At 60.4% G+C, this 25,812-nt stretch carries 38 protein-coding genes; 11 read left to right on the forward strand and 27 right to left on the reverse strand.

Translation table 11 applies throughout. The features are described from left to right. Positions 1-36 precede the first annotated feature (36 nt). The 6 genes from WIF35_RS09990 to WIF35_RS10015 all read left to right on the forward strand — a co-directional run bounded on the left by WIF35_RS09990 (position 37) and on the right by WIF35_RS10015 (position 5,074). Positions 37-912, forward strand: coding sequence for a DMT family transporter (locus tag WIF35_RS09990; RefSeq protein WP_412478078.1), 876 nt, complete (start codon positions 37-39; stop codon positions 910-912). A gap of 2 nt (positions 913-914) precedes the next feature. Next, a complete protein-coding gene (locus WIF35_RS09995; protein ID WP_412478079.1) occupies positions 915-1,586 on the forward strand; it encodes a hypothetical protein in 672 nt (223 codons plus the stop codon). 70 nt (positions 1,587-1,656) lie between these two features. After that, entirely contained in the window at positions 1,657-2,547 is an 891-nt protein-coding gene (locus WIF35_RS10000; protein WP_412478080.1) for an alpha/beta fold hydrolase, read from the forward strand. A 92-nt stretch (positions 2,548-2,639) separates the two neighbouring features. Continuing rightward, on the forward strand, positions 2,640-3,335 hold the full coding sequence (locus tag WIF35_RS10005; protein ID WP_412478081.1) for a Crp/Fnr family transcriptional regulator: 696 nt from the start codon (positions 2,640-2,642) through the stop codon (positions 3,333-3,335). A gap of 98 nt (positions 3,336-3,433) precedes the next feature. Beyond that, a complete protein-coding gene (locus WIF35_RS10010; protein WP_412478082.1) occupies positions 3,434-3,991 on the forward strand; it encodes a putative metalloprotease CJM1_0395 family protein in 558 nt (185 codons plus the stop codon). A 75-nt stretch (positions 3,992-4,066) separates the two neighbouring features. Next, positions 4,067-5,074, forward strand: a complete 1,008-nt coding sequence (locus WIF35_RS10015; RefSeq protein WP_412478083.1) for a patatin-like phospholipase family protein — start codon at positions 4,067-4,069, stop codon at positions 5,072-5,074. 120 nt (positions 5,075-5,194) lie between these two features. Here the strand turns inward: WIF35_RS10015 and recG are convergent, their stop codons facing one another. After that, positions 5,195-7,234, reverse strand: a complete 2,040-nt coding sequence (gene recG / locus WIF35_RS10020) for an ATP-dependent DNA helicase RecG (RefSeq protein WP_412478084.1) — start codon at positions 7,232-7,234, stop codon at positions 5,195-5,197. Positions 7,235-7,237: 3 nt separating this feature from the next. Continuing rightward, positions 7,238-7,618 (reverse strand): RidA family protein, encoded by a 381-nt coding sequence (locus WIF35_RS10025; protein ID WP_412478085.1) that lies wholly within the window; start codon positions 7,616-7,618, stop codon positions 7,238-7,240. A 38-nt stretch (positions 7,619-7,656) separates the two neighbouring features. Here WIF35_RS10025 and WIF35_RS10030 point away from each other — a divergent pair, with 38 nt between their 5' ends. Then, positions 7,657-7,983: a tetratricopeptide repeat protein gene (locus WIF35_RS10030; RefSeq protein ID WP_412478086.1), complete on the forward strand. Its 327-nt coding sequence runs from the start codon at positions 7,657-7,659 to the stop codon at positions 7,981-7,983. A 92-nt stretch (positions 7,984-8,075) separates the two neighbouring features. After that, positions 8,076-8,408, forward strand: coding sequence for a hypothetical protein (locus tag WIF35_RS10035; protein ID WP_412478087.1), 333 nt, complete (start codon positions 8,076-8,078; stop codon positions 8,406-8,408). On the opposite strand, the gene WIF35_RS10040 is transcribed toward WIF35_RS10035, so the two are convergent. Genes WIF35_RS10040 through WIF35_RS10055 form a run of 4 tightly spaced genes read right to left on the reverse strand, consistent with a single transcriptional unit; the run spans position 8,409 to position 11,377 of the window. After that, the gene (locus tag WIF35_RS10040) at positions 8,409-9,215 is read right to left on the reverse strand and encodes an SPOR domain-containing protein (protein WP_412478088.1); all 807 of its coding nucleotides are present in this window, start codon (positions 9,213-9,215) and stop codon (positions 8,409-8,411) included. It lies immediately after the preceding gene. 5 nt (positions 9,216-9,220) lie between these two features. Beyond that, positions 9,221-9,781, reverse strand: coding sequence for a DUF2802 domain-containing protein (locus tag WIF35_RS10045; RefSeq protein WP_412478089.1), 561 nt, complete (start codon positions 9,779-9,781; stop codon positions 9,221-9,223). 6 nt (positions 9,782-9,787) lie between these two features. Further along, positions 9,788-10,975: an OmpP1/FadL family transporter gene (locus WIF35_RS10050; RefSeq protein ID WP_412478090.1), complete on the reverse strand. Its 1,188-nt coding sequence runs from the start codon at positions 10,973-10,975 to the stop codon at positions 9,788-9,790. Between the two features lie 45 nt (positions 10,976-11,020). Further along, positions 11,021-11,377 carry an acyl-CoA thioesterase gene (locus WIF35_RS10055; protein ID WP_412481238.1) on the reverse strand — a complete coding sequence of 119 codons (357 nt, stop codon included), beginning with the start codon at positions 11,375-11,377 and terminating at the stop codon, positions 11,021-11,023. A gap of 150 nt (positions 11,378-11,527) precedes the next feature. On the opposite strand from WIF35_RS10055, the gene WIF35_RS10060 reads away from it, so the two are divergent. The 3 genes from WIF35_RS10060 (at position 11,528) to WIF35_RS10070 (ending at position 15,973) form a co-directional block, all read left to right on the forward strand. Then, positions 11,528-13,342: an ABCB family ABC transporter ATP-binding protein/permease gene (locus tag WIF35_RS10060; protein ID WP_412478091.1), complete on the forward strand. Its 1,815-nt coding sequence runs from the start codon at positions 11,528-11,530 to the stop codon at positions 13,340-13,342. 178 nt (positions 13,343-13,520) lie between these two features. Further along, positions 13,521-14,438 (forward strand): response regulator, encoded by a 918-nt coding sequence (locus WIF35_RS10065; protein WP_412478092.1) that lies wholly within the window; start codon positions 13,521-13,523, stop codon positions 14,436-14,438. An 8-nt stretch (positions 14,439-14,446) separates the two neighbouring features. Further along, on the forward strand, positions 14,447-15,973 hold the full coding sequence (locus WIF35_RS10070) for a SpoIIE family protein phosphatase (RefSeq protein ID WP_412478093.1): 1,527 nt from the start codon (positions 14,447-14,449) through the stop codon (positions 15,971-15,973). Positions 15,974-16,056: 83 nt separating this feature from the next. Here WIF35_RS10070 and rplQ read toward each other — a convergent pair whose 3' ends face one another. The 21 genes from rplQ to rplP all read right to left on the reverse strand — a co-directional run bounded on the left by rplQ (position 16,057) and on the right by rplP (position 25,812). Beyond that, positions 16,057-16,458 (reverse strand): 50S ribosomal protein L17, encoded by a 402-nt coding sequence (rplQ, locus tag WIF35_RS10075; RefSeq protein ID WP_412478094.1) that lies wholly within the window; start codon positions 16,456-16,458, stop codon positions 16,057-16,059. Between the two features lie 57 nt (positions 16,459-16,515). Continuing rightward, on the reverse strand, positions 16,516-17,490 hold the full coding sequence (locus WIF35_RS10080) for a DNA-directed RNA polymerase subunit alpha (protein WP_412478095.1): 975 nt from the start codon (positions 17,488-17,490) through the stop codon (positions 16,516-16,518). 25 nt (positions 17,491-17,515) lie between these two features. Next, positions 17,516-18,145, reverse strand: a complete 630-nt coding sequence (gene rpsD, locus WIF35_RS10085) for a 30S ribosomal protein S4 (RefSeq protein WP_412478096.1) — start codon at positions 18,143-18,145, stop codon at positions 17,516-17,518. Between the two features lie 12 nt (positions 18,146-18,157). Further along, entirely contained in the window at positions 18,158-18,547 is a 390-nt protein-coding gene (gene rpsK, locus WIF35_RS10090; protein WP_412478097.1) for a 30S ribosomal protein S11, read from the reverse strand. 12 nt (positions 18,548-18,559) lie between these two features. After that, positions 18,560-18,922, reverse strand: coding sequence for a 30S ribosomal protein S13 (gene rpsM, locus WIF35_RS10095; RefSeq protein ID WP_412478098.1), 363 nt, complete (start codon positions 18,920-18,922; stop codon positions 18,560-18,562). A 50-nt stretch (positions 18,923-18,972) separates the two neighbouring features. Further along, positions 18,973-19,086, reverse strand: a complete 114-nt coding sequence (rpmJ, locus tag WIF35_RS10100) for a 50S ribosomal protein L36 (RefSeq protein WP_121458103.1) — start codon at positions 19,084-19,086, stop codon at positions 18,973-18,975. 75 nt (positions 19,087-19,161) lie between these two features. Further along, positions 19,162-19,380: a translation initiation factor IF-1 gene (gene infA / locus WIF35_RS10105; protein WP_168657799.1), complete on the reverse strand. Its 219-nt coding sequence runs from the start codon at positions 19,378-19,380 to the stop codon at positions 19,162-19,164. Between the two features lie 6 nt (positions 19,381-19,386). Further along, positions 19,387-20,709, reverse strand: a complete 1,323-nt coding sequence (gene secY / locus WIF35_RS10110) for a preprotein translocase subunit SecY (protein WP_412478099.1) — start codon at positions 20,707-20,709, stop codon at positions 19,387-19,389. 18 nt (positions 20,710-20,727) lie between these two features. After that, positions 20,728-21,162 (reverse strand): 50S ribosomal protein L15, encoded by a 435-nt coding sequence (gene rplO / locus WIF35_RS10115; RefSeq protein ID WP_150429725.1) that lies wholly within the window; start codon positions 21,160-21,162, stop codon positions 20,728-20,730. 3 nt (positions 21,163-21,165) lie between these two features. Then, a complete protein-coding gene (rpmD, locus tag WIF35_RS10120) occupies positions 21,166-21,348 on the reverse strand; it encodes a 50S ribosomal protein L30 (protein ID WP_205201544.1) in 183 nt (60 codons plus the stop codon). A gap of 6 nt (positions 21,349-21,354) precedes the next feature. Continuing rightward, positions 21,355-21,882, reverse strand: a complete 528-nt coding sequence (gene rpsE, locus WIF35_RS10125) for a 30S ribosomal protein S5 (protein ID WP_412478100.1) — start codon at positions 21,880-21,882, stop codon at positions 21,355-21,357. Between the two features lie 27 nt (positions 21,883-21,909). Beyond that, the gene (gene rplR, locus WIF35_RS10130) at positions 21,910-22,266 is read right to left on the reverse strand and encodes a 50S ribosomal protein L18 (RefSeq protein WP_412478101.1); all 357 of its coding nucleotides are present in this window, start codon (positions 22,264-22,266) and stop codon (positions 21,910-21,912) included. Between the two features lie 9 nt (positions 22,267-22,275). Then, positions 22,276-22,806 carry a 50S ribosomal protein L6 gene (gene rplF, locus WIF35_RS10135; protein WP_412478102.1) on the reverse strand — a complete coding sequence of 177 codons (531 nt, stop codon included), beginning with the start codon at positions 22,804-22,806 and terminating at the stop codon, positions 22,276-22,278. Positions 22,807-22,819: 13 nt separating this feature from the next. Next, complete coding sequence (gene rpsH, locus WIF35_RS10140) at positions 22,820-23,215, reverse strand: 30S ribosomal protein S8 (RefSeq protein WP_412478103.1); 396 nt, start codon at positions 23,213-23,215, stop codon at positions 22,820-22,822. A gap of 14 nt (positions 23,216-23,229) precedes the next feature. Beyond that, positions 23,230-23,535, reverse strand: a complete 306-nt coding sequence (rpsN, locus tag WIF35_RS10145) for a 30S ribosomal protein S14 (RefSeq protein WP_412478104.1) — start codon at positions 23,533-23,535, stop codon at positions 23,230-23,232. A 7-nt stretch (positions 23,536-23,542) separates the two neighbouring features. Next, the gene (gene rplE / locus WIF35_RS10150; protein ID WP_412478105.1) at positions 23,543-24,082 is read right to left on the reverse strand and encodes a 50S ribosomal protein L5; all 540 of its coding nucleotides are present in this window, start codon (positions 24,080-24,082) and stop codon (positions 23,543-23,545) included. Between the two features lie 9 nt (positions 24,083-24,091). Then, a complete protein-coding gene (gene rplX / locus WIF35_RS10155) occupies positions 24,092-24,412 on the reverse strand; it encodes a 50S ribosomal protein L24 (RefSeq protein WP_412478106.1) in 321 nt (106 codons plus the stop codon). A gap of 6 nt (positions 24,413-24,418) precedes the next feature. Continuing rightward, positions 24,419-24,787: a 50S ribosomal protein L14 gene (gene rplN / locus WIF35_RS10160; RefSeq protein WP_290899106.1), complete on the reverse strand. Its 369-nt coding sequence runs from the start codon at positions 24,785-24,787 to the stop codon at positions 24,419-24,421. Positions 24,788-24,938: 151 nt separating this feature from the next. Beyond that, the gene (gene rpsQ / locus WIF35_RS10165; RefSeq protein ID WP_412478107.1) at positions 24,939-25,205 is read right to left on the reverse strand and encodes a 30S ribosomal protein S17; all 267 of its coding nucleotides are present in this window, start codon (positions 25,203-25,205) and stop codon (positions 24,939-24,941) included. Beyond that, a complete protein-coding gene (gene rpmC, locus WIF35_RS10170) occupies positions 25,202-25,396 on the reverse strand; it encodes a 50S ribosomal protein L29 (RefSeq protein WP_412478108.1) in 195 nt (64 codons plus the stop codon). The genes rpsQ and rpmC overlap by 4 nt, the downstream gene beginning before the upstream one ends. Positions 25,397-25,398: 2 nt before the next feature. Next, positions 25,399-25,812, reverse strand: coding sequence for a 50S ribosomal protein L16 (gene rplP, locus WIF35_RS10175; RefSeq protein ID WP_027456671.1), 414 nt, complete (start codon positions 25,810-25,812; stop codon positions 25,399-25,401).

Genomic DNA, 25,812 nt, shown 5'->3' on the forward strand with positions numbered 1-25,812 from the left:
TGCTATCTTGCGTTCCCCGTCGCTCCTCTTCGCAGCATGCCCTACCTCCTGATCGTCACCGCCCTGTGGGCCTTTTCCTTCAGCCTGATCGGCCAATACCTCGCCGGCAGCGTCGATAGCGATTTCGCCGTGCTGATGCGTGTTGCCATTGCGGCGCTGATCTTTGTGCCGATCACGCTCTGGCGCAATCTGCCGCGCCCGCTGGTCGGCGGTTTGTGGCTGGCCGGGGCGCTACAGTTCGGCATCACCTATCTCTGCCTGTATCGCAGTTTCAACCTGCTGACGGTGCCTGAAGTGCTGCTGTTCACGGTGCTGACGCCGATCTACGTTACCGTGCTCGACGATGCGCTGGCCCGCCGCTTCAACCCGTGGTCGCTGGTCGCCGCGGCGGTGGCGGTCGGCGGTGGCGTATTGATCCGTTTCCGCCATCTCGAAGGCGATTACCTGCTCGGCTTCCTGTTGCTGCAGGTGGCCAACGCGACCTTTGCCGCGGGGCAGGTGCTATGCCGCCGCCTGTTCGCCCGTTATCCGGACGTGGCACCGATGCACCGTTTGTTCGGCCATTTCTTCCTCGGCGCGCTGCTGCTGGCGCTGCCCTCCTTCCTGCTCTTCGGTAATCCGGCAAAACTGCCGACCACCGACGTGCAATGGGGCGTGCTGCTGTGGATGGGCGTGTTCGCCACGGCGCTCGGCATGTACTGGTGGGTGAAGGGCAGCCTGTTTGTCGATGCCGGCACGCTGGCCATCATCAACGAATTGCACGTGCCGGCCGGGCTGCTGGTCAATGTGCTGATCTGGAACCGCGACGCCGACCTCGTCCGCCTGTCGCTCGGCGGAGCGGTGATCTTTGCGTCGCTGTGGATCAACCGTCTCGGCCGGCCCAAGGCGGGCGTGCTGGCCGGCGCGAGCTGACGATGAGCCGGCGCTTCTTCCTTGCGATTTGCCTGCTGGCCGCGGCTTTCCCGACGCTGGCCGACGAGTGCGCCACCTTGCCGCCGCCTTCGGTCACGGTAAAGCGCCTCGACGCCGATCCGGCGTTACGCCAGGACTACGGATACCGCCAGTTGAACGCGCTGGGTGCCGACCGCAACCGGCCGGGCATGCAGGTGCTTGGCCTGACGCGCGGCAAGGCCATCGTCCGCTACGAGACGCGGATGCCCGGTTTCGCCGACCGGGCCGGGCGCTGGGAATGCACCAGCCCGCAGATCACCCTGCATTACGGCTTCAACCCGCTGACCGTCTATGTGGCGCGGGAATTCGCGCCGGGCAGCTGTGCCTATCAGGAAATCCATGCGCACGAGATGCGCCACGTGGACACTTACCGCAAGCACGCCGCCGCCATCGAGCAGGAAATCGCCGCCACCTTGAAGGAGCGCTTCCTCACCGGCACGCCCTGGCGCGGCCCGAGCGGGCAGACGCAGCAGCGCTTGGCGCAGGAGATGGAAACGCGCTGGATTCCCTATATCACCCGCCTGCTCAATCAGGTGGAGGCCGACCAGGCGCTGATCGACACGCCCGAGGAATACGAGAAGGTGGCGGCCAGTTGCAATGGCGAAATTCGGCGGGTACTCGGCAGCCGCCGCTAGCCTGCGCCAGGGTTAGAATCGCCCTTCCCCGCCATTGCTGCGGTGCACTGCCCATTTTGGCCAAAAACCGATGCGACCTTCACGTTCCGAATATCTCGACCTGCCCAGCGTCCGCCTGCACATCCGGCGCTGGGGCGACCCCAAGGCCCCGACACTTTTCCTGCTGCACGGCTGGATGGACGTTTCCGCCTCCTTCCAGTTCGTCGTGGACGAGTTGCAGCACGACTGGAATATCGTCGCCCCCGACTGGCGCGGCTTCGGCCAGTCGCAATGGCTGAACCGCCCCTATTTCTTCGCCGAGCATATCGGCGACATGGAAGCCATCATCGACCGCTACGCCCCCGAAGGCCAGGTCAAGCTGGTTGGCCACAGCATGGGCGGCATCCTCTCCTGCCTCTACGCCGGCCTCCGGCCCGAGCGGGTCGAGCGGTTGGTCACGCTGGAAGGCTTCGGCATTGCGCCGACTACGCCGGAGATGGCGCCGGAGCGCTATCGCCACTGGCTGGCCGACCTCAAGCAACCGCCGCGCATGCATGTTTACACCGATCGTGACAGCTTCGCCCGCCGCTTGATGCACAGCGACCGTTTCCTGACGCCGGAACGTGCCGACTTCCTCGCCCGCCACCTGGCCCGCATCGGCGATGGCACGACCAAAGGCGGCGAACAGCGCCACGGCATCATCTGGAACGGCGACCCGTGGCACAAGGCGAGCTCGCCTTACCTCTTCCGCCTGGAAGAATCGATGGCCATCTGGCGTCAGGTCGTTTGCCCGGTGCTCTGGGTGGCTGGCCGGCAATCCTGGGTAGTCCGCGAATACGACACCCGCCCCGGCGATTGGGAAGCCCGCCGCGCCTGTTTTGCCAAGGTGGAAGACGCCTGGATCGACGAGGCCGATCACATGCTGCACCACGACCAGCCACAGGCCGTCGCGCGGTTGATCGAAAAATTCCACCTTGCATAAATCAGTCCTATGGACTAAATCGAATTAACTAATTGCACAATGTTATAGACAGCGCAAAAATTTGATCCCGATCAAAGCCCCCGGAGGTTGCCGTGGACGCCAAGGTTTCCCACACGCTAGCCGCGCAATTGGCCGCCACAACGCTGTTTGCACAGCTAGGCGACACTGAGAGAGCACGCATCGCCCGCGCAACTCGGGAGCATAAACTTCGCCGTGGCGAAATATTGTTTCATCGCGGCGACCCCTGTTCCGGCATCCACGTGCTGCTGACCGGCCAGGTCAAGCTGGCCGTGATTTCCACGCTGGGCAAGGAAAAAGTGGTCGAACTGCTCGGCCCAGGCCAGAGCTTCGGTGAGGAAGCCATGTTCCTGAACCAGCCCTACAGCTGCTTCGCCGAAGCCTTGAGCGACTGCAAGGTGCTGCATGTCACGCGCAGCGCCATCGAGCGCGAGCTGGGCAGCATGTCGGCCCTGGGCAAAACGCTTCTGAGCAACATGGCCCAGCGCAATAGCGACCTGGTCGACGATGTCGAATCCTTTGCCCTCGCTTCCGGCAAGGAACGCATCATCAGCTTCCTGCTGCACGAACTGCAGGGCCATGCCATCCACGGCGACGAGGCCGTGCTGCACCTGCCGGTGCACAAGGGGGTCATCGCCTCGCGCCTGAATCTGACGCAAGAGCATTTCTCGCGCATCCTGCACGACCTGCAGGAAGCTGGACTGATCGCCGTAGACGGAAAATTCATCGCCATCCCCAGCCTGAGCCGCCTTCGCGCCGGCCTGAGCTGAAGATTCCGGCGCCGATTCAAGTGCTTAGCACACCCCATCTCTCGCCAAACCGCTCCTCTTGAACTAAGCTGCAAGGACATTAAGCCTTGCCGCTTGCCATGCAAATCTCCGCTGCCAACACCTATTCGCTGCCTTCGCTGCTGAACGCCCGTTCGGCGGAGAACTCGCGAACTGCTGGCCGCCAAGGCGGCAAGAGCGGCGAATTGACACCGGACGAACAAGCCCAGGTCGACAAGCTGAAAGCACGTGACCGCCAGGTCCGCGCCCATGAGCAGGCCCATTTGGCCGCCGCCGGCGGCATGGCTGTTTCCGGCGCCAGCTTCACCTACCAGCGCGGCCCCGATGGCGTCAGCTACGCCATCGGCGGCGAGGTCAGCATCAGCACCTCGGAAGGACGCACCCCGGAGGAAACCCTGCGCCGGGCCGAACAGGTGCGCGCGGCCGCCCTCGCCCCGGCCGACCCTTCCGGCCAGGACCGCGCCGTTGCTGCCGCAGCCGGCCAGATGGCGCAGCAGGCGCGAGCCGAAATGGCGCAGCAGTCCATGGCCGAGAGCAACGGCACGGACAACGCCGACAAGCGCCAGCAACAGAAAATCGCTGCCTTCTACGGCAACGCACCGGCCTCGCCCAGCAGCCGGATCAGCGCCTACGCCTGATCGCGTCACCGCAAAGCGGTTGAACAAGCGCCCGCCTTGGCGCACCATGCAAGCGTTTCCCGACGAGGACGCCCGATGAACGCAGTACCCGGCCCCACCCTGAACCTCGCCCTGCAAGGCGGCGGCGCGCACGGCGCCTTCACCTGGGGCGTGCTCGACGCCCTGCTCGAAGATGGGCGTTTCGTTTTCGAAGGCGTCAGCGGCACCAGCGCCGGCGCCATGAACGCCATCTGCCTGGCGCAGGGTCTGATGAGCGGCGGCCGCGAAGGCGCGCGGCAAACGCTCGCCGCCTTCTGGCGCGACATCGCCGAATCCTCGCCTTTTTCCGGCAACAAGGGCATGGCCTCGGCCATGAAGATGATGCTGCAATGGACCGACTACCTGTCGCCGGAGCAACTCAACCCGCTCGACATCAACCCGCTGCGCGATGTGCTCGAAGCGCGCATCGACTTCGCCGCCTTGCGCCAGCACTGCCCGGTACAACTCTTCATCGCCGCCACCCACGCCAATTCGGGCAAGGTGCGGCTCTTCCGCAATCACGAGTTGTCGGTTGACGCCCTGCTCGCCTCGGCCTGCCTGCCGACCATCCACCACACCGTGACGATCGACGGCGAGCCCTACTGGGATGGCGGCTACAGCGCCAACCCGGCGGTCTTCCCACTGTTCTACGACTGCAAGGCCGAGGACATCCTGCTCGTGCTGCTGACACCACTGCGCTACGGCGAAACGCCGGTGACCGCCCCCGAGATCAAGAACCGCCTGCGCGAACTGGCCTTCAATTCGACCTTCCTGCGCGAGATGCGCATGTTTGCCCACCTGCGCGAAAACCTCGAACGCTCCTGGGTACCGAACTGGCTCAACGCCTCGCCCTTCGAGCGCCGCCTGCACCGCGTCCGCTTCCACGCCATTTCAGCCGCCGAACAACTGGCCGAGCTGCCGGCCGAAAGCAAACTGGCAGTGAACTGGCCCTTCTTCGAAAAACTGCGCGACAGCGGCCGGCAACATGCGCAAGCCTGGCTGGCACAGCGGGGAAATCAGGTCGGCAAACAGTCTTCGCTCGATCTGGCGGCGCTGTTTTATTGAGGGGTCAGGCCGGCTGGTTTTTGCCCTTTCTGGGCAGTGCACCGCAGCAGTGAGAGCTTCTAGCTTTCATGCGGCCGCAAACCCCTCCCCAACCCTCCCCTTCTCAGGGGAGGGGTTGCCTCAGGACTTCAACAATTCCTCGCGCGACCCCAGCCAGCGCTGCAAATGCCGCTCGGCCATTTCCGGGTGGTCACGCAGCATTTCCTCGGCAATATCGCGCGCCATCTCCACCAGATCGGCGTCCATTTCCAGATCGGCATAGCGCAGCAGCGGCACACCGCTTTGCCGCGCCCCGACAAATTCGCCCGGCCCGCGCAGTTGCAGATCCTGCCGGGCGATTTCGAAGCCATCCGTATTCTCGAAAATGATCTTCAGGCGCTGGCGGGCGATTTCGCCGAGCGGGCCGGCGTAGATCAGCACGCAGCTCGATTCGTACTGGCCACGCCCGACCCGACCGCGCAGCTGGTGCAACTGCGAAAGGCCAAAGCGTTCGGCGTGCTCGATCACCATCAGGCTGGCGTTGGGCACATCGACGCCGACTTCGATGACCGTCGTCGCGACCAATACGTCGATCTCGCCGGCGGCGAAGGCGGCCATCACGGCCTGTTTCTCATCGGCCTTAAGGCGACCGTGCACCAGGCCCACGGTCAGGCCCGGCAGATCGGCCGAGAGCTGCTCGTAGGTGTCCTGCGCCGTCTGCAATTGCAGGGCTTCGGATTCCTCGATCAGCGGGCAGACCCAGTAGGCCTGGCGGCCTTCCTCGACGTGCTTCTTGACGAAGCCGACCACGTCGCCGCGCCGGTTGTCCGCCACCAGCCGCGTCTTGATCGGCGTGCGGCCGGGCGGCAGTTCGTCGAGCACCGTCACGTCGAGGTCGGCGTAATAACTCATGGCCAGCGTGCGCGGGATGGGCGTCGCCGACATCATCAACTGGTGCGGATTGCTGCCCTTCTTACGCAGGGCGAGGCGCTGTTCGACGCCAAAACGATGTTGCTCATCGACAATGGCCAGCCCGAGGCGGGCGAAATCGACGCCTTCCTGGATCAGGGCGTGCGTGCCGACGACCAGTTGCGCCTCGCTCGCCGTCGCCGCCAGCTGTTCGCGCTTGGCCTTGCTCTTCAGGCTCCCGGAGAGCCAGGCGACCTTGACGCCGAGCGGCTCCAGCCAAGCGCGCAGCTTCAGGTAATGCTGCTCGGCGAGAATCTCAGTGGGGGCCATAAAGGCGGCCTGCCAGCCGGCGGAAATCGCCTGGCACGCGGCCAGCGCCGCCACGATGGTCTTGCCCGCGCCGACATCGCCCTGCAACAGGCGCTGCATCGGGTAGGGCTGCGCCAGATCGGCGCCAATCTCGGCCATCGCGCGCGCCTGCGCGCCGGTCAGGCCGAAGGGCAGACTGTCGAGCAGGCGGGCGCCAAGGTCGTCGCGCGCCTTGAGAACCGGGGCGCCTTGTTCGCGGCGGGCGAGATAAGCCCGGCGCAAGGAGAGTTGCTGGGCCAGCACCTCGTCGAACTTCATGCGTCGCCAGGCCGGGTGATTGCGCGCATGCAGCACGTCGAGGTCGGTGCCGGGCGGCGGCGTATGCAAAAAGCGCAGGCTGCGGGCGAAGGCCGGCAACCTCAGGCGCTGGCGAATCTCTTCGGGCAGCGTATCGCCCAGTTCATTGCCGGCCAGCGCGCGGCCGATCAGCTTGTGCAGGGCCGAATTGGCGACGCCTGCGGTGGACGGGTAAATCGGGGTCATTTCCGTCGGCAGCGGCTCGTCGTCCGCCACCACGCGGAAACGCGGATGCACCATCTCGGCCCCGAAGAAGCCGCCGCGCACTTCGCCAAAAGCGCGCACGCGCGCCCCGGCCGCCAGCGCGCCCTGCTGGTTCGGATAAAAGCTGAAGAAGCGCAAGGTCAGGTCGCCGCTCTCGTCGCCGGCGTGCACCACCATCTGCCGGCGCGGCCGGAACTGCACCTCGTTGCTGTGCACCACCACCTCGACCTGCACCGCCTGGCCATTGAAGGCGCGCGCCACCGGCGTGATGCGCGTTTCGTCCTCGTAGCGCAGCGGCAGGTGCAGCAGCAAATCGGCCTCGCGATGGAGGCCGAGTTTGGCGAGCTTCTTCTTCAGCGCATCCGAAGCCCGGATCGGAGCGGAGGCTCCGTTATCGCTCATCGATCAGGCGATCACCATTACGGCGTCGGCCTCAACCAGCGCGCCGCGCGGCAGTTCCTTGACGCCGACGGCAGCGCGGGCCGGGAACGGCTCCTGGAAATACTTGGCCATGGTTTCATTGACCTTGGCGAAGTTGGCCAGATCGGTCAGGAAGACGTTGAGCTTGACGACATCGGCCAGCGAACCGCCAGCGGCCTCGGCCACGGCCTTCAGGTTGTCGAAAACGCGAACGATTTGGGCGTCGATGCCGTCTACCATTTGCATGCTCGCCGGATCGAGGCCGATCTGACCGGACAGATAGACAGTGTCGCCGACGCGAACCGCCTGGGAATAAGTGCCGATGGCGGCCGGTGCATTCGGCGTGGCAATGATGGTCTTGGCCATGAGAGACTTCCTGTAACGAAACAAAACACGGATTTTAGATGAACCCGCGTATCGAATCCCTCGAAAAAATGATTGGCGGCCCGCGCGATGGCGCCTTGCTGCGTTTCTCCCTCGGCAACGAGTACCTTAAGGTCGGGGCACCGGACCAGGCGGCAAAGAGTTTCCGGGCTGCCGTCGAGCTTGACCCGAACTATTCCGCCGCCTGGAAAGTGTTGGGCAAGGCGCTGGCCGAAGCCGGCGACAAGGCAGCGGCGGTTGACGCTTACGAGCGCGGCATCGCGGTGGCCGAAGCCAAGGGCGACATCCAGGCCGCCAAGGAGATGAAGGTTTTCGCCAAGCGTCTGGCCAAGGAGAGCGCAGCCTGAGCGAGCCACTACAAACCGTTACAACTCGGCGTCAGCGCAACGCATTGCACTTGCGTTAATTGCTATACGAAACACTTTTTGGAACCGATAGCATGTCCGCTCGTACCACCCTGACCCGCCTCCTCGTCGCTGCCAGCTTGATCGGCAGCCTGGGAGCCTGCGCCATCGCTCCGGCGCCTCCGGGGTATTACCGCAGCGGACCGCCGGTGGTCGTCGAGACCTATCCGACCTATCGCTACTACAGCCAACCCTACGGCTACTACGAATACGAGCGCCGCCCATACTACGGCGGCCACAGCCATGATCGTGGCTACTATCGGGACGATCACCGTCGCCAGGAGTCGGTCAGGATTCCGTCACCGCTCGAAGTGCATCGCGATGTCCGGCGCAGCCTGGGCTTGCCACGCCTGCCGGGCATGCCCTGATCAGCGGCCGCCCTTAGGCGGCACCAGGATCGACTCGATCCCCAGTTCCTTCAGTTTGGCCTGCGCCGCTTCTGCTTCCTGACGAGTGCGGAAGGGGCCGACCTGAACGCGGGTTTCCAGCGTCGATGGCACTCCGCTGAGCGTCAGCTTGGCGTGGATTTCCTCCGCCCGCTGGATATTGGTGAAGACGCCTGCCTGCAGCACGAAGCCGGAGAACAGACGCAGCGGATTAGGCGGCGGCACCGGCTGAACGGGCTGCACCGGCTGGGTCGATTTGGTTTCCGCCACGCGAGCACTCGGCTTGACCGGCGCCGCGGCTTCCTTCGCTTCGCTCGGCTGTACAGCCGCCGGGGCAGGTAGCTTGGTTGCCGGAGCGGTTTCCGGCACCGTCGTCACCTCCGGCACGGGCTTGGTTGGACGCGCGGGCACAGCGGCAGCCGGGGTTTTGCCGACCGGTGCAGCAGCGGCCGGTTTCTCCGGCATCACTTCCGGTTTCGCTTCGACCACTGGCGGCGGGGGCACTTCTGCCTTTGCCGGCTCAATCGGCTCGGCCTTTTCGGGCGGCGGCGGTTCGGGCGGATTGTCGGCCGGCAATACCGGCTTGGAGACTTCCTTTTTCGACGCCACCGGCACGGGTTGGCTGAAGACCGGCGCTTCGCTCTCGTCGGGCGCCGAAGCGAGGTAATCGAAGAAAGCGAGAATGCCGAGCAGCACGGCGACCAGGCCGCCGGCCACAGCCAGACGGGCAATCAGCTTGTTGCGTATTTCGGCGTTATCGTTCTTTTCCGTGCTTTCTTCTTGTGCCATACCTCTCACCGTTCCTGACTCTTGGTCAACGCAACGACCAATTCGGCTTCCGCGCGAGCGATACCGCAGCGCTCGGCAATCGCGGCCGGATCGTAACCGGCCTGGGCCAGCTGCATCGCGTCGCCATAGATCGGCGATACGGATTGCGTCGCCCGCAAATGGGACATCTCCTGCTGCATGTCATTGCGCAAGGCGGCCAATTCGCCACGCAGTGCATCCACCTCATCGCGCAGGATGGCTATTTCCTGCTCCAGGCCGCTTCGCAGCAGGTCGTCGGCCATGCCGGCCGGCGCCTCTTCCCAGGCTGCCGCCGCTTGGCGCCGCGCAGCATCCGACAATCTGACAGCAGCCCCCTCGTTCTCTTCGAAGTCTTGCTCACTCCCCAGCGAAGGGGCGACCGGCTCACCCGCGCCGCCCGCCTTCGCCGCTTTCTGGGCACGCAGACGGCGCATGCGCCAGAGAACAATGGCCATGTACAGCGCGACCAGGACGATCAGCGCGATGACTGCCTCGCGCAGACCGAGCGCGATGCCGGCGATCTCGAAGGAAGTCAGGCTGACCGCCACCGGTAATTAGAACCCGACCGAATACTGCGCACCGAGCAGATGGGCGCCGTTTTCGTAGTGGCCGCGCAGATTCGTACCATTCTTGCTCTGGTTCACGCTGGCATCCTTGACGTACAGGTAGCTGTAGCCGAGGTCGAAGCGGCCGTAGGCACCGGCATTCCACTGCCCTCCCAGCGAAAACCAGACGCGATCGTTGTCAGGCACGCGCGCCGAGCGGTCGTCATTGCTGACCGGTGTGCGGTCGTAGGCAATACCGAACTTCAGCTTGACCGAATCGGTCGCCTTGTAGGCCGCGCCCCAGGCGAGACGCCAGGAGTTGTCGTAATTGAAGGTTTCGCTGGTGATCAGTGCACCGGTCGCCTGGTTGTACACGTTCAGCGCCTTCAGCGTATTCCAGCGGGTGTAAGACAGATCACCCATCGCCTCCCAGCGGTCGGAAACCTGCTGCCAAACCGACAGGATGAAGGTATCGGGCAGCTTCACATCGGCATTGATCGGCGTCGTGTCGTTGAGCTTGCCTTCGAGGTGATACTTCATCGCCGAGCGATAGGAAACGCCAACACGCATGGCCGGCGACAGGGTGAACAGGGCCCCGGCATTCCAGCCGATGGCCGAATCGTCACCCTTCAGCTTGGCCAGCGAGTTGGTCAGCTCGGCGTTGAGGGTCTGGTAATTGATGCCGGCGCCCAGGGAAACCTTGTCATTCAAGCGATAGGACACTGACGGGTTGTAGTTGACGGTGCGGAGTTCCGACTTGACCGCCTGCCGGGCACCGATCCAGTTGCTATTGTCGTACTCGGTTGCCAGCCCGAAAGGCGAGGAAATGCCCAGCCCCAGGTTCCAGTTCGGTGCGACCTGCCAGGAGAAGTAGGCATTCGGCACGCCATGCCAGCCACCGGCATTACCGCCGTTGCCACCGTTACCGGTCGCTCCGGTGGAGCCCTCGTTGTGGAATTCGTAGCTCGGACCGATGGCGGCAACGCCCACGGAAACCTGAATGCCGTTCAGTTGGCTCATCCCGGCCGGGTTGTAGAAGATGGTACTGGCGTTGTCGGCAACGGCGGCCGAACCGGCGTAGGCCGTGCCCATGCCACTCGCGTTCTGCTCCCAAAGCTGAAAGGCGGCGGCCGATGCGCTTCCGGTAAAGGCCAGCGCAAGCAGGGCCGGCACGGTACGTAGCGTCATTTTATTCATTGCTTCGCTCCCTCGAAGGCGGGCTATTTGATTAACTGGCGGATTTTATTCCATTTCCGCAGCATTTTCGGGCGGAACTTCACGCTTGTTGCCGGCGGCGTCGATCGCCACGTAGGTCAGCTCGGCCTCGGTCACCTTCACGGTGATCGGCGCAGCGTGGTTGCGTTCGGCAAAAACCTCGACCTTGACGGTGATCGAGGTGTTGCCGACGCGAACGATGTCGGCGTAAAAACTGACCACGTCGCCGACCGAGATGGCCTGCTTGAACTGGAAGGAATTGACTGAAACGGTCGCCACGCGGCCACGCGCCCGGCGCATGGCGGGAATGGCGCCGGCCACGTCGACCTGGGCCATGACCCAGCCGCCGAAGACGTCGCCATTCTGGTTGAGATCGGCCGGCATGGGCACGACGCGCAAGGTGCAATGCTTGTTGGGGAGGCTGCTGCGGTGCACGGTCATATTTGGGCAAAAAATGTAAACAGCCCGATTTTCCCGGAAAGCCGGCGCTTTTCATATACTGCCGGACAAACGACTCTCGCCTCACACATCTCCATGCGTCGCACCTCCACCCTGCCCAAGCCGCCCGTCGGCACCGCCCTGCCAGAAACCCACAGTTGGCTGACCCTGCGCACTCTCTTCCCCTATCTGTGGCGCTATCGCGGCCGCGTCGTGGCGGCGATGGCCTGCCTGATCTCGGCCAAGCTGGCCAACGTCGGCGTGCCGATGATCTTCAAGGAGATGATCGATGGCCTGTCGACCGGTGAACAGGTCCTGGCCCTGCCGATCCTGCTGCTGGTGCTCTACGGCTTTTTCCGCTTCTCCACGTCGCTGTTTACCGAACTGCGCGAAATCCTCTTTGCCCGGGTCACGCAACGCGCCGTCCGCCAAGTTTCGCTCGAAGTCTTCCGCCACCTGCACGCCCTGTCGCTGCGCTTCCACCTCGAACGGCAGACCGGCGGCATCTCGCGCGACATCGAACGCGGCAGCCGTTCGATTTCCAGTCTGATTTCCTACACCCTCTATTCCATCCTGCCGACCTTGGTCGAGATCGGGCTGGTGCTAGGCATCCTGTTCGTCAAATACGACGTCGGTTTCGTCATCATCACCGCCGTCTCGCTGTTCGCCTACATCGTGTTCACGGTGAAGGTCAGCAACTGGCGGATCGACATCCGGCGCGCCGTCAACGAGAACGACTCGGCGGCCAATTCGCGGGCCATCGACAGCCTGCTCAACTACGAAACGGTCAAGTATTTCAACAACGAGGAGTGGGAAGCCCGCCGCTACGACGAGCAGCTGGTCAAATGGGAGGAAGCCGCCACCCACAGCCAGAAGACCCTCGCCTTCCTGAACCTTGGCCAGCAGGCCATCATCGCCTTGGGCGTCACTGCCATGATGTGGCGTGCCGCGCAGGGCGTCGTTTCCGGCACGATGACCATCGGCGATCTGGTGCTTGTCAATGCCTTCCTGATCCAGCTCTACCTGCCGCTCAATTTCCTCGGCATCGTCTATCGCGAGATTCGCCAGGCCATGACCGACATCGAGCGCATGTTCAACCTGCTCAAGGAAAACCGCGAAATTGCCGACGCGCCCGATGCCCGTGAGCTACCGAGCGGCCCGCTGCAGGTCAATTTCGACAATGTCAGCTTCGCCTACGAAGCCAATCGCCCCATTCTCAAGGGCGTCAGCTTCGCCATCCCGCCCGGCAAGACGGTGGCGGTGGTCGGTCACTCCGGCGCCGGCAAGTCGACGCTGTCGCGGCTGCTCTACCGTTTCTACGACGTCAGCGGCGGCGCCATCCGGATCAACGGCCACGATCTGCGCAGTCTGCGCCAGAACAGCCTGCGCAGTTCCATCGGCATCGTGCCGCAGGACACCGTGCTGTTCAACGACAGCATCTTCTACAACATCAACTACGGCCGCCCCGAAGCAACGCGCGACGAAGTCATCGCCGCCGCCCGCGCCGCCCAATTGCACGACTTCATCGAATCGCTGCCGGAGAAGTACGACACCAAGGTCGGTGAGCGTGGTCTCAAATTGTCCGGCGGCGAGAAGCAGCGCGTCGCCATCGCCCGCGCCCTGCTCAAAAACCCACCCATCCTGATTTTCGACGAAGCCACCTCGGCCCTCGATTCCGCTACCGAGCGTGCCATCCAGACTCAACTGGAGCAGGTCGCGCTCGGCCACACCACCTTGATCATCGCCCACCGCCTGTCGACCGTCATGCAAGCGGACGAAATACTCGTCATGCGCGAAGGCGAGATTGTCGAACGAGGCAGTCATGCTGCTTTGCTCGCCGCCGGCGGGCAATACGCCAACATGTGGACCTTGCAGCAACAAGAAGCCACTGAAAATGCGGCGCCGGCATGACCGGCAAACACTGCACGCCCCCCCGCTTTGTGTCCGAGACAGGCCAAAATTTGCGCTACGAATCGGAGCGTTTTGTATTGTCACACCATGGTAGGATTGAGGCCGCACTAAACTGAGGCGGAGAGACGAACGCGTCGTCGACTTCCCCCGCGATCCACACACAGGAAAAAACGCAGAGATGAGCAAGCGTCAGGTATTGCTGGTTGATGATGAGGCCATCAACCTGGAAATCCTGCAGGACTATTTTGCGGACGAAGAGTCGCTGTCTACGGTCGCCGCCGATGGCGGTGAGCGTGCATGGCAATTGCTGCTTAATCCCGCCAACGATTTCAAGTTGATCTTGCTCGACCGGATGATGCCCGGCGTCGATGGGCTTACGTTACTGCGTCGAATCAAAAACGATGCCCGCTTCGCCAAGATTCCGGTCATCCTGCAAACCGCTGCGGACTCTGCCGAGGCGATTCGCGAAGGGCTGGAAGCGGGCGCTTATTACTATCTGACCAAGCCCTACAGACGCGACAAACTGATCGCCATCGTTCATGCGGCTTTGGCGGACGCTGAGGAACGCTCCAAACTTGGGCAGAAACTCGCCGAGCACATCAGTTGCCTGGGCTTCATGAACCGCGCCGAGTTCGCCATCCGTAGTCTGGACGAAGCCAGCCAATTGGCCGCTTTCGTCGCGCAAGCCTGTCCCAACCCAGAGACTGCGGCAATGGGACTCTCCGAATTGCTTATCAACGCCATCGAGCATGGCAACCTAGGCCTCTCCTACAAAGAAAAGATGCAACTCAAACAGCAGGACAATTGGCACGAGGAGATTCGCCGCCGTAGCGCATTGCCGGAAAACCAAGGAAAGCTGGTTCGATTGACGTTCGAACGCAGCTATTCGGGGATCACCTTCAAAATCACCGACCAAGGTGATGGATTCGCCTGGCAGGATTATCTTGAGTTCGACCCCAGCCGTGCATTCGACCCCAACGGACGAGGAATTGCCCTGGCCAAGATGCTGAGCTTCAGCAATATACGTTATGAAGAAGCCGGTAGCGTGGCGGTAGCCCGTATCGACTTTGCCGTCGCCGAGGCCTGCACAGCATGACGACGGCCATGAAATCGATGAAGGTACTGGCGGTCGATGACAACCGAACGAACCTGCATATCCTGCAGGTCTTCCTCAAGAAGCTCGGGCACGAGGTGGTTCTTGCCGAAAATGGGGAAGAGGCCGTCAAACGCTTCGAAGCCGATCACCCCGACCTGATCCTGCTCGACATCATGATGCCCGTGATGGATGGCTTCGAGGCTGCCCGTCGGATCAAGGCAATGAACCAAGAGCGGTGGACGCCGATCATTTTCCTGTCTGCGCTCAATCGCGACGAGAATCTCGTTGAAGGTCTTGATGCCGGCGCCGACGACTACCTGACCAAGCCGATCAACTTCATCGTCCTCGAAGCCAAGCTGCGCTCGATGCAGCGTTCCTTGGCGATGCAACAAGCGTCGATCGATTCTTTGCGCCGGGTCCAGACGATCTCCGACAATGTACTGGATGCCATCGTGACGACTGACGATCATGGTGCCATCGTATCCACCAATCTTTCAGCTGAGCGTATTTTCGGTTGGTCAGCACACGATATGGCTGGACGCCAGGTTGCCATGCTCCTCCCATCCGACAGCCCGATCGGCGAAGGCTCGATTTTTGGCTTGCGGGAAAACGACAGCTGCGGTGCACTGGGCCAGGAGCGCGAAATTGAAGCCTTGCGCAAGGACGGCAGTCGCTTCCACGCAACGGTATCGTTGAGCCAGGTCGTCCTGGATGGGCAGCGGATGCACATCGCCGTAATCCGGGACATTTCCGAACGCAAGGCTGCGGAACAGAAGCTCCAGGAAAACGCCGAGCAATTGCAGGCGTACTACGAACATACACAGAGCGAACAGCAACTGGCGATGCGCCTGATGGAAAAGCAACTCCATCGTACCGGTCTGAAGGACAGTTGCCTGCATTACTCAGTCATACCGGCCGAAAACTTCAGCGGCGACATCGTTGCCGCTGCCCGTTCTCCGGAAGGCCGCTTCTACGCACTGCTGGCCGACGCAACCGGACACGGTTTGACTGCCGCCATCAGCGTTCTGCCCGTGTTGGCATTGTTTTACCGCATGACCAAGCTGAATCGCAGCGTCCGCGAGATCATTCTTGAACTCAACCAGCAGTTGCGGGAATCGATGCCGATTGGCCGGTTTGTTGCCGCCACGCTGGTATGTCTGGACGAAGTTCTGCATCGAGGCGAGATTTGGGTTGGCGGCACCCCGGAAACCTTCCTCGTTAACGAGGACGGCACGGTAGCGCGAACTTTTGTCTCCAACTATCTACCGCTCGGCATTCTCGATAACAAGGAACTCGATGCCGCACCGGAAACCTTCTTCTGGCTCAATAACAGCCAGCTGATCCTGTGTTCCGATGGCTTGCTGGAGGCAGAGAACTGCGCCGGACAACAGTTTGGAGTTGCCGGCCTCATCGCGGCCGCCACCGCATCGTCGCCGACGGATCGCTTCGAAAAAATTCAGGATGCGCTAACTACCCATCTTGGCGATAACCTGGCTTCGGACGATGTATCATTGATGATCATCGACTGCCCCTAATCCCGCCAAATAAGTTCCAGCAAAGCTAAAAAACAAAAAGGCCGGGAAAGACCCGGCCTTTTTTCTGCTGCGAATAATTTACTTTATTCGGCGGCGGTTTCTTCAACCTCAACAGCTTCCGTCGGTTCCGGACGGTCGACCAGCTCGACGAATGCCATCGGAGCGTTATCGCCGACGCGGAAACCGCACTTCAGGATACGCAGATAGCCACCCGGACGGGTTGCGTAGCGCGGGCCGATTTCGGCGAACAGCTTGACGACGATCTCGCGATCGCGCAGGCGGTCGAATGCCAGACGCTTGTTGGCCAGGGTCGGGGTCTTGCCGAGGGTGATCATCGGTTCGACAACACGACGCAGTTCCTTGGCCTTCGGCAGGGTGGTCTTGATCGCTTCGTGACGGAGCAGCGAAACGGTCATGTTGCGCAGCATAGCCAAACGGTGGCTGCTGGTGCGGTTGAGTTTACGAAGTCCATTGCGGTGACGCATGGTTAATCCTTTCTATATTCTGCAGGCGTCCCTTGACTACCCGGATCGGGAAAAGGCTTACGCCTTTTCCAGACCGGCGGGCGGCCAATTTTCCAGTTTCATGCCGAGGGTCAAGCCACGTGCGGCGAGCACTTCCTTGATCTCGTTGAGCGACTTGCGACCCAAGTTCGGGGTCTTGAGAAGTTCATTCTCGGTACGCTGGATCAGATCGCCGATGTAGTAGATGTTCTCGGCCTTCAGGCAGTTCGCGGAACGAACGGTCAGTTCCAGATCGTCGACCGGACGCAGAAGCACCGGATCGACCTGGGCCGGCTTGGAAGCCTCGGCAACAGGTGCCGTGCCTTCCAGGTCGGCGAAGACAGAGAGCTGCTCCATCAGCACGCGAGCGGCATAGCGAATCGCTTCCTCCGGCTCAACAACGCCATTGGTTTCGATGTCGACGATCAGCTTGTCCAGATCGGTACGCTGTTCGACGCGAGCGTTTTCGACGGCGTAGGCGACACGGCGAATCGGGCTGAACGAGGCATCAAGAACCAACTTACCGATGGTCTTGGCATCGCCGAGATTGCGCACGTTACCCGGAACGTAACCACGGCCTTTTTCGACCTTGATTTCCATTGCTAGTTTGCCACCGGTAGACAGGTTGGCAATCACGTGCTCCGGATTGATGATTTCAACGTCGTGCGGCAACTCGATATCACCGGCACGGACGGCGCCTTCGCCTTCCTTGACCAGCTTCAGGGTGACCACATCGCGGTTGTGCAGCTTGAATACGATACCCTTGAGGTTGAGAAGGATGTCGACGACATCCTCCTGCACACCGTCAACGGTAGAGTACTCGTGCAACACGCCGTCGATCGAAACTTCGGTCGGTGCATAACCCGGCATCGAAGACAACAGAATGCGGCGCAGTGCGTTGCCCAGAGTGTGGCCGTAACCGCGTTCAAACGGTTCCATGACAACCTTGGCTTGCACCGGGGAGACGCTCTGAACGTCGATGATGCGGGGTTTGAGTAGTCCACTGCTTTGCATGGGCTTAGATTCCTCTGCTCAGTGCTTACTTCGAATAAAGTTCGATGACCAGGCCTTCGTTCAGGGTCGGCGACAGTTCGGAACGTTGCGGCATTGCCTTGAACGTACCCTTGCCTTCCTTGACGTCGACGGAAATCCACTCCGGGAAACCGCGCGATTCGGCAGCTTCGAGGGCGGCCTTGCAACGCAGGGAAGCACGAGCACGCTCGGTCAGTTGCACCACATCGCCCGGCTTGACCAGGTAGGACGGGATATTGACGCGCTTGCCGTTAACCAGAACGCCGTTGTGACGGACAACCTGACGGGACTCGGTGCGGGAGGCGCCGAAACCCATACGGTAGGCCACGGAGTCCAGACGGGCTTCCAGCAGCTGCAGCAGGTTTTCGCCGGTCTGGCCCTTGCGGCGTTCAGCTTCCGCGAAGGTCTTGCGGAACTGGCCTTCCAGCACGCCATAAACGCGACGAATCTTCTGCTTGGCGCGCAGGTGAACGCCATAGTCGGAGAGACGGGCACCAGACTTCTGGCCGTGCTGACCAGGAGCATAGGAGCGACGCTCAATGGCGCACTTGTCGGTGTAGCACTTTTCGCCCTTCAGGAAGAGCTTCTCGCCTTCGCGGCGGCACTGACGGCATTTCGGATCGAGATTACGAGCCACTTGTCTTTCTCCTTAGATACGGCGCTTCTTCGGCGGACGGCAGCCGTTATGCGGCACCGGCGTCACGTCGGAAATAGCGCTGATCTTGATACCCAGCGCATTAAGCGCACGGACCGACGATTCGCGACCCGGGCCAGGACCCTTGATGCGAACTTCGAGGTTCTTGATGCCACATTCCTGAGCGGCCTTACCGGCAGCTTCAGCAGCGACCTGGGCAGCGAACGGGGTGGACTTACGCGAACCGCGGAAGCCGGCACCACCGGAGGTTGCCCATGACAGGGCATTGCCCATGCGGTCGGTAATGGTGATGATGGTGTTGTTGAACGAAGCGTGAATGTGGGCGATGCCCTCGGCAACGTTCTTCTTGACCTTCTTGCGAACTTTGGTAGCAGTCTTAGCCATGTTCAGTTCCTATTACTTCTTGCCAGCGATGGCCTTGCGCGGACCCTTACGGGTACGAGCGTTGGTACGGGTGCGCTGGCCACGGCAGGGCAAGCCCTTGCGGTGACGCAGGCCACGGTAGCAACCGAGGTCCATCAGACGCTTGATGTTCATGGTGACTTCGCGGCGCAGGTCACCTTCAACGGTGAACTTGCCCACTTCGTCACGCAAGCGATCCATCTCTGCATCGGACAGATCTTTCATTTTGGTGGTACGACCAACGCCGGCCGCATCGCAAATCTTTTGCGCGCGGGTACGGCCGATGCCGAAAATCGCGGTGAGAGCGATTTCAGCATGCTGATGGTTCGGAATGTTTACCCCTGCAATACGGGCCATTGAATCACTCCAATATGTCGAAAATTAACGAATGCCGATTCGACAGGGGATTAACCCTGGCGCTGCTTGTGACGCGGATCCTTGCAAATGATGCGCACGACACCCTTGCGACGGATCACCTTGCAATTGCGGCAAACGCGCTTCACTGAAGGTTGCACTTTCATGTTTCACTCCTCGTCTGCGAGAGCTTGGAAGCAGCCGTGATTCCTTGCCCTGCGGTTTATTGCGTAGAGAACTTCTTACTTGGCGCGGAAAACGATCCGCGCTTTCGTTAAATCGTATGGGGTCAACTGCACGGTCACCTTGTCGCCGGGAAGAATGCGGATGTAGTGCATACGCATCTTGCCGGAGATGAAGCCGTGCACAATGTGCCCGTTTTCCAGTTTGACCTTGAAGGTCGCATTCGGGAGGTTTTCGACAACCTCCCCTTGCATCTCGATGTAGTCTTCTTTCGCCATGAGTACTTACTTGATCATCGGCGAACCTTTGAAGTTCGCTTTCTTCAACAGGCTCTCATACTGATGGGACATTACGTAGGCTTGCACTTGAGCCATAAAGTCCATCGTCACGACGACGATAATCAGCAGGGACGTACCACCAAAGTAGAACGGAACGTTCCACTTCAAAATCAGGAACTCAGGCAGCAGACAGACTAGCGTGATGTAAGCCGCGCCGATCAAGGTCAACCGCATCAAAATCTTGTCGATATAGCGGGCGGTCTGCTCACCCGGACGGATGCCGGGAACGAAAGCACCGCTCTTCTTCAGATTATCGGCAGTCTCTTTCGAGTTGAAGACGAGGGCCGTATAGAAGAAGCAGAAGAAGACAATGGCCGCAGCGTACAACATCACATAGATAGGCTGACCTGGCGACAAAGTCGCAGCAATATCCTTCAACCAGCGCATCGAATCGCTGGAGCCGAACCAACCGGCAACGGTGGCAGGAAACAGGATGATTGACGAAGCGAAGATCGGCGGAATGACGCCGGACATATTCAGCTTGAGCGGCAGATGGGAGCTCTGACCGCCGTAAACCTTGTTACCCACCTGGCGCTTGGCGTAATTCACCAAGATCTTGCGTTGGCCGCGTTCGACGAAGACCACGAATGCAGTGACCAGCACAACCAACACGCATATGAAGAGTGCCGACAGCGGGTGCATGGCCCCAGTGCGAACGAGTTCGAACAAGCCGCCGATGGCATTGGGCAAGCCGGCCGCGATACCGCCGAAAATGATGATGGAGATACCGTTGCCCAAACCGCGCTCGGTGATCTGCTCACCAAGCCACATCAGGAACATCGTACCGGTCAGCAGGGTGGTTACCGTCGTCAGGCGGAAAATGAATCCGGGGTCGGCAACAAGACCAGGCTGCGCCTCCAACGCGACGGCAATGCCCAAGCCTTGGAATAGGGCGAGGAAAACCGTACCGTAGCGCGTGTACTGCGTGATCTTCCGACGGCCGGCCTCGCCTTCCTTCTTGAGTGCCTCAAGCTGCGGGCTGGCCACGCTCATCAGTTGCATGATGATCGACGCCGAGATATACGGCATGATCCCCAATGCGAAAATCGTGAAACGCGAAAGGGCGCCACCCGAGAACATGTTGAACATGCCCAGAATACCGCCCTTTTGCGAATTGAACAGATCGGCCAGAACGTTGGGATCGATACCCGGCACCGGAATATGGGCGCCAATGCGATAGACGACCAGAGCCCCAAGCAGGAACCACAGACGGCGTTTCAGATCGCCGAATTTGCCACCCTTGCCAACGGTATTGGGATTTGCAGCCAACGTTCTAACCTTTCTGGATTACTCGGCGACGGAACCGCCGGCAGCCTCGATGGCAGCCTTAGCGCCCTTGGTCGCACCAACGCCCTTCAGAACAACCTTGCGGGAAATCGCGCCGGAAAGGATCACCTTGGCAGACAAGGCATCACCTGGAACGATACCGGCAGCTTGCAGCGCCAGCAGATCGATTTCGTCGACCGGCAGACGATCCAAGTCAGTCAGACGAACTTCGTAGTTGCGGGCGCGGGTCAGCGAATTGAAACCGCGCTTGGGCAGACGGCGTTGCAGCGGCATTTGGCCGCCTTCGAAACCGACTTTGTGGAAGCCACCGGAACGGGACTTCTGACCCTTGTGGCCACGACCGCAGGTCTTGCCAAGTCCGGAGCCGATACCGCGACCAACGCGCTTGGCAGCCTTCTTGGAGCCTTCACCCGGCTTGATGGTATTCAAACGCATGGTTTAACCCTCAACCTTAACGAGATACTGAACCTTCTGGATCATGCCGCGAACTGCCGGAGTATCCAGCAGTTCAGCAGAGCTGTTCAGTTTGCGCAGACCCAAGCCGCGCACGGTGGCGCGATGATCCTGCTTGGTACCGATGACGCTCTTGACCAGCGTCACTTTGATCTTCTTGTCAGACATGACTTCTTACCCCAGGATCTGATCAACCGAGAGGCCACGCTTGGCGGCGATCTCAGCCGGAGTGCAGACCTTGGACAGACCGTCGATGGTCGCACGCACGATGTTGTAGGGATTGGTCGAGCCGTGAGCTTTGGCAACCACGTTGGTCACACCGACAACTTCGAAAACAGCGCGCATTGCGCCGCCGGCGATGATACCGGTACCTTCCGGAGCCGGCTGAATCATCACGGTAGTAGCGCCGTGACGACCCATAACGGTGTGGTGCACCGTACCGTTCTTCAGGCTGACCTTGGCCATCTTGCGACGGGCCTCTTCCATTGCCTTCTGGACAGCCACCGGCACTTCGCGGGACTTGCCCTTGCCCATGCCGATGCCGCCATCGCCGTCGCCAACCACGGTCAGCGCGGCAAAGCCGAGAATACGGCCGCCCTTCACCACCTTGGTGACGCGGTTGACCGCAACCATCTTTTCGCGCAAACCGTCGTCGCGCTCTTCAGCCTGTTGCGGCTTCTTGTTTCTTTCAGGTTTAGCCATTTCTTAACCTCGTCCTTTCGCCGTCGGTTAGAACTTCAGGCCGCCTTCACGCGCTGCTTCTGCCAGCGCCTGAACACGACCGTGGTACTGGAGACCGGAACGATCAAAAGCCACCTGCTCGATACCGGCGGCTTTCGCACGCTCGGCGATCAGCTTGCCGATAGCGGCAGCAGCAGCCTTGTTGCCACCGTTTGCAACGGTGCCGCGAACATCCTTGTCCAGAGTGGAAGCCGAAGCCAGAACCTTACCGCCGCAAGGCGAAATGATCTGGGCGTAAATGTGGCAATTCGTACGATTAACGCACAGCCGCACGGCCTTGAGCTCGGCGATTTTGGCCCGGGTTTTGCGGGCACGACGCAAACGCGCTTCTTTCTTGTTAAACATATGCCACCTTTACTTCTTCTTGGTTTCCTTGATAACCACCACTTCGTCGGCATAGCGAACACCCTTGCCCTTGTAGGGCTCCGGCTTGCGATACGCGCGAATTTCGGCGGCCACCTGGCCGACTTGCTGCTTGTCGGCACCCTTGACGACGATTTCCGTCTGGGTCGGACATTCGACCTTCACACCGGCCGGCATCTTGTGCGCGACCGGATGGGAAAAGCCGAGGGTCAGGTTCAGGGTGTCGCCGGCGGCTTGGGCACGATAACCCACACCGACCAACTGCAGCTTCTTCTCAAAGCCCTTGGAAACACCAGTCACCATGTTGTTAAGGTTGGCGCGCATCGTACCCCACATTGCAGCGGCATTCGCAGCACCTTCAACCTTCGAGACCGAGATGTTCTGACCTTCCACAGCCACCTGGACAGCCGGATGAGCGGCGGTCTTCAGGGTGCCCAACGGCCCCTTGACGGTGATCTGATCTGCGACGGTGATTTCGACACCAGCCGGCAGAACGATAGGATTCTTACCAATACGAGACATCTTCGTTCGCTCCTTACGCCACGATGCACAGGACTTCGCCGCCAACATTGTTGGCACGAGCCTTGCGGTCGGTCATAACACCCTTCGGCGTCGAAACGATGGCCACACCCAGACCGTTCATGACGCGCGGAATGTCTTCACAGGCCTTGTAAATACGCAGACCGGGCTTGGAAACACGCTCGATACGCTCAATAACCGGACGACCGGCGTAGTACTTCAGCGCGATATCGAGAGTCGCTTTGCCGTCAGCTTGACGAATTGCGAAGTTGTCGACGTAACCCTCATCCTTGAGAACGGTCGCGATTGCAACCTTCAGCTTGGACGACGGCATGGAGACAGACGCCTTTTCGGCGAGCTGGGCGTTGCGGATGCGAGTCAGCATGTCCGCGATCGGATCGCTCATAGCCATTTCTGTATCTCCTATTACCAGCTGGCCTTAACAACACCCGGAATTTCACCATTGAAGGCGAGCTCACGGATCTTGTTGCGGCACAGACCAAATTTGCGGAAAACACCACGCGGACGACCGGTCAGCTGGCAGCGATTGCGCAGACGCGACGGGCTGGAATTGCGCGGCAGAGCCTGCAGCTTCAAACGAGCTTCGTAACGCTCCTCGTCAGACAGGCTAGCGTCGTTGATGATCGCCTCAAGGGCAGCACGCTTCTTCGCATACTGAGCCACCAGCTTGCGGCGCTTCTCTTCACGGTTGATCAGAGCAAGTTTTGCCATGATTGCCTCAATTCTTGAACGGGAACTTGAACGCGGACAGCAGAGCCTTGGCTTCTGCATCGGTCTTCGCGGTCGTAGTGATGCTGATGTTCATACCACGGAGAGCATCGATCTTGTCGTACTCGATTTCCGGGAAAATGATCTGCTCTTTGACACCCATGTTGTAGTTACCCTGGCCGTCGAAACCCTTGCCAGAGATACCACGGAAGTCGCGAACACGCGGCAGCGCGATGGTGATCAAGCGATCCAGGAATTCGAACATGCGCGGGCCACGCAGGGTAACCATGCAGCCAATCGGGTAACCATCACGAATTTTGAAGCCAGCGATCGACTTGCGAGCCTTGGTAGTGACAACCTTCTGACCAGCAATCTTCTGCATGTCGCCGACGGCGTTCTCGAGAACCTTCTTGTCAGCAACGGCCTCACCAACACCCATGTTCAGGGTGATCTTGGTGATACGCGGCACTTCCATCACGGACTTGTAGCCAAACTGCTTGGTCAGCTCGGTGACTACATTGTCTTTGTAAAACTGTTGCAAACGCGCCATGACTACCCCTTATGCGTTCACCAGCTCGCCGTTCGACTTGAACACGCGAACCTTGCGACCATCTTCCAGGGACTTGAAGCCGACGCGATCAGCCTTCTTGGTCGCCGGATTGAACAGCGCAACATTGGAGATATGGATCGGCATGTCTTTTTCGACGATGCCACCAGCCACGCCCTTGATCGGGTTCGGCTTGACGTGCTTTTTGGCACGGTTCACACCCTCGACCACAACGCGCTGCTCATCGACACGGGTCAGCACAACACCGCGCTTGCCCTTGTCCTTACCGGTAATGACGACAACTTCGTCACCCTTACGAATCTTTTCCATCACGCCTCCTTACAGAACTTCCGGAGCCAGCGACACGATCTTCATGAAGCGCTCGGTACGCAATTCGCGGGTCACCGGGCCAAAGATGCGCGTGCCAATCGGCTCGAGCTTGTTATTGAGAAGGACGGCGGCATTGCCATCGAAACGCACCAAGGAACCATCCGGACGACGAACACCCTTAGCGGTACGAACGACAACAGCGTTGTACACATCACCCTTCTTGACGCGACCACGCGGCGCAGCATCCTTGATGCTGACCTTGATGATGTCGCCAATGCCGGCGTAACGGCGCTTGGATCCACCGAGGACCTTGATACACATTACCGAACGCGCGCCAGTATTATCGGCGACGTCCAGGATCGTCTGCATCTGAATCATTTAAATAAACTCCAACTTAATCCGCCAAAGCGGTCAGTCTTGGAACCCGTACGGGTCGAAACATCTTCGCAGCAGGCACGAACGGCATGCCACAAAAAAAGAAGCCGGATTATACCGGCTTCTTTTCAATCAATGCAAGAGTTTTTTCTTGTCAAACGACAATGGCCTTTTCCAGAACCGTGGTCACAGCCCAAGCCTTCGTGCGGGACACTGGGCGAGTCTCGACGATTTCAACCAGGTCACCCGCCTTGGCGGTGTTACCTTCATTGTGGGCGTGATACTTCTTGGAACGAACCATCACCTTGCCGTACATTGGGTGCTTGACCTTACGTTCGACCAGGACGGTGACGGTCTTGTCCATTTTGTCGCTGACCACGCGACCGATCAGCGTGCGCTTGATAGTGGTGGTTTCGCTCATTGCTGCACCGCCTTTTCACGAATGAGGGTACGAACACGCGCGATGTCGCGACGCACCTTAGAGATTTGGCTGGTATTGGACAACTGTTGCGTAGCAAGTTGCATACGCAGGCCGAATTGGGCCTTCAGCAGGTCCAGCAGTTCCTTGTTGAGCTCGTCCACGCTCTTGGTTCTCAGTTCACTAGCTTTCATGATTACCCCAGATGACGAGTCACAAAGGTGGTGGAAATCGGCAATTTGGCAGCAGCCAAGGCAAACGCCTCACGAGCCAGAGCCTCGTTAACACCATCCATTTCGTACAGAACCTTGCCCGGCTGGATTTCAGCAACCCAGTATTCCGGGTTACCCTTACCGTTACCCATACGAACTTCGGCCGGCTTCTTGGAAATCGGCTTGTCCGGGAAAATACGGATCCAGATACGGCCGCCACGTTTGATGTGGCGGGTCATGGCACGACGGGCTGCCTCGATCTGACGTGCAGTCAGACGGCCACGGCCAGTAGCCTTCAAGCCCCACTCACCGAAGGACACTTTGGTACCACGAGTGGCCAGGCCCTCGTTACGACCTTTGTGCTCCTTGCGGAATTTGCGACGATTAGGTTGCAGCAT

Origin of the sequence: Azonexus sp. IMCC34839, assembly GCF_047047955.1 — a bacterium.
In the GTDB taxonomy this organism is placed as follows: Bacteria; Pseudomonadota; Gammaproteobacteria; order Burkholderiales; family Rhodocyclaceae; genus Azonexus.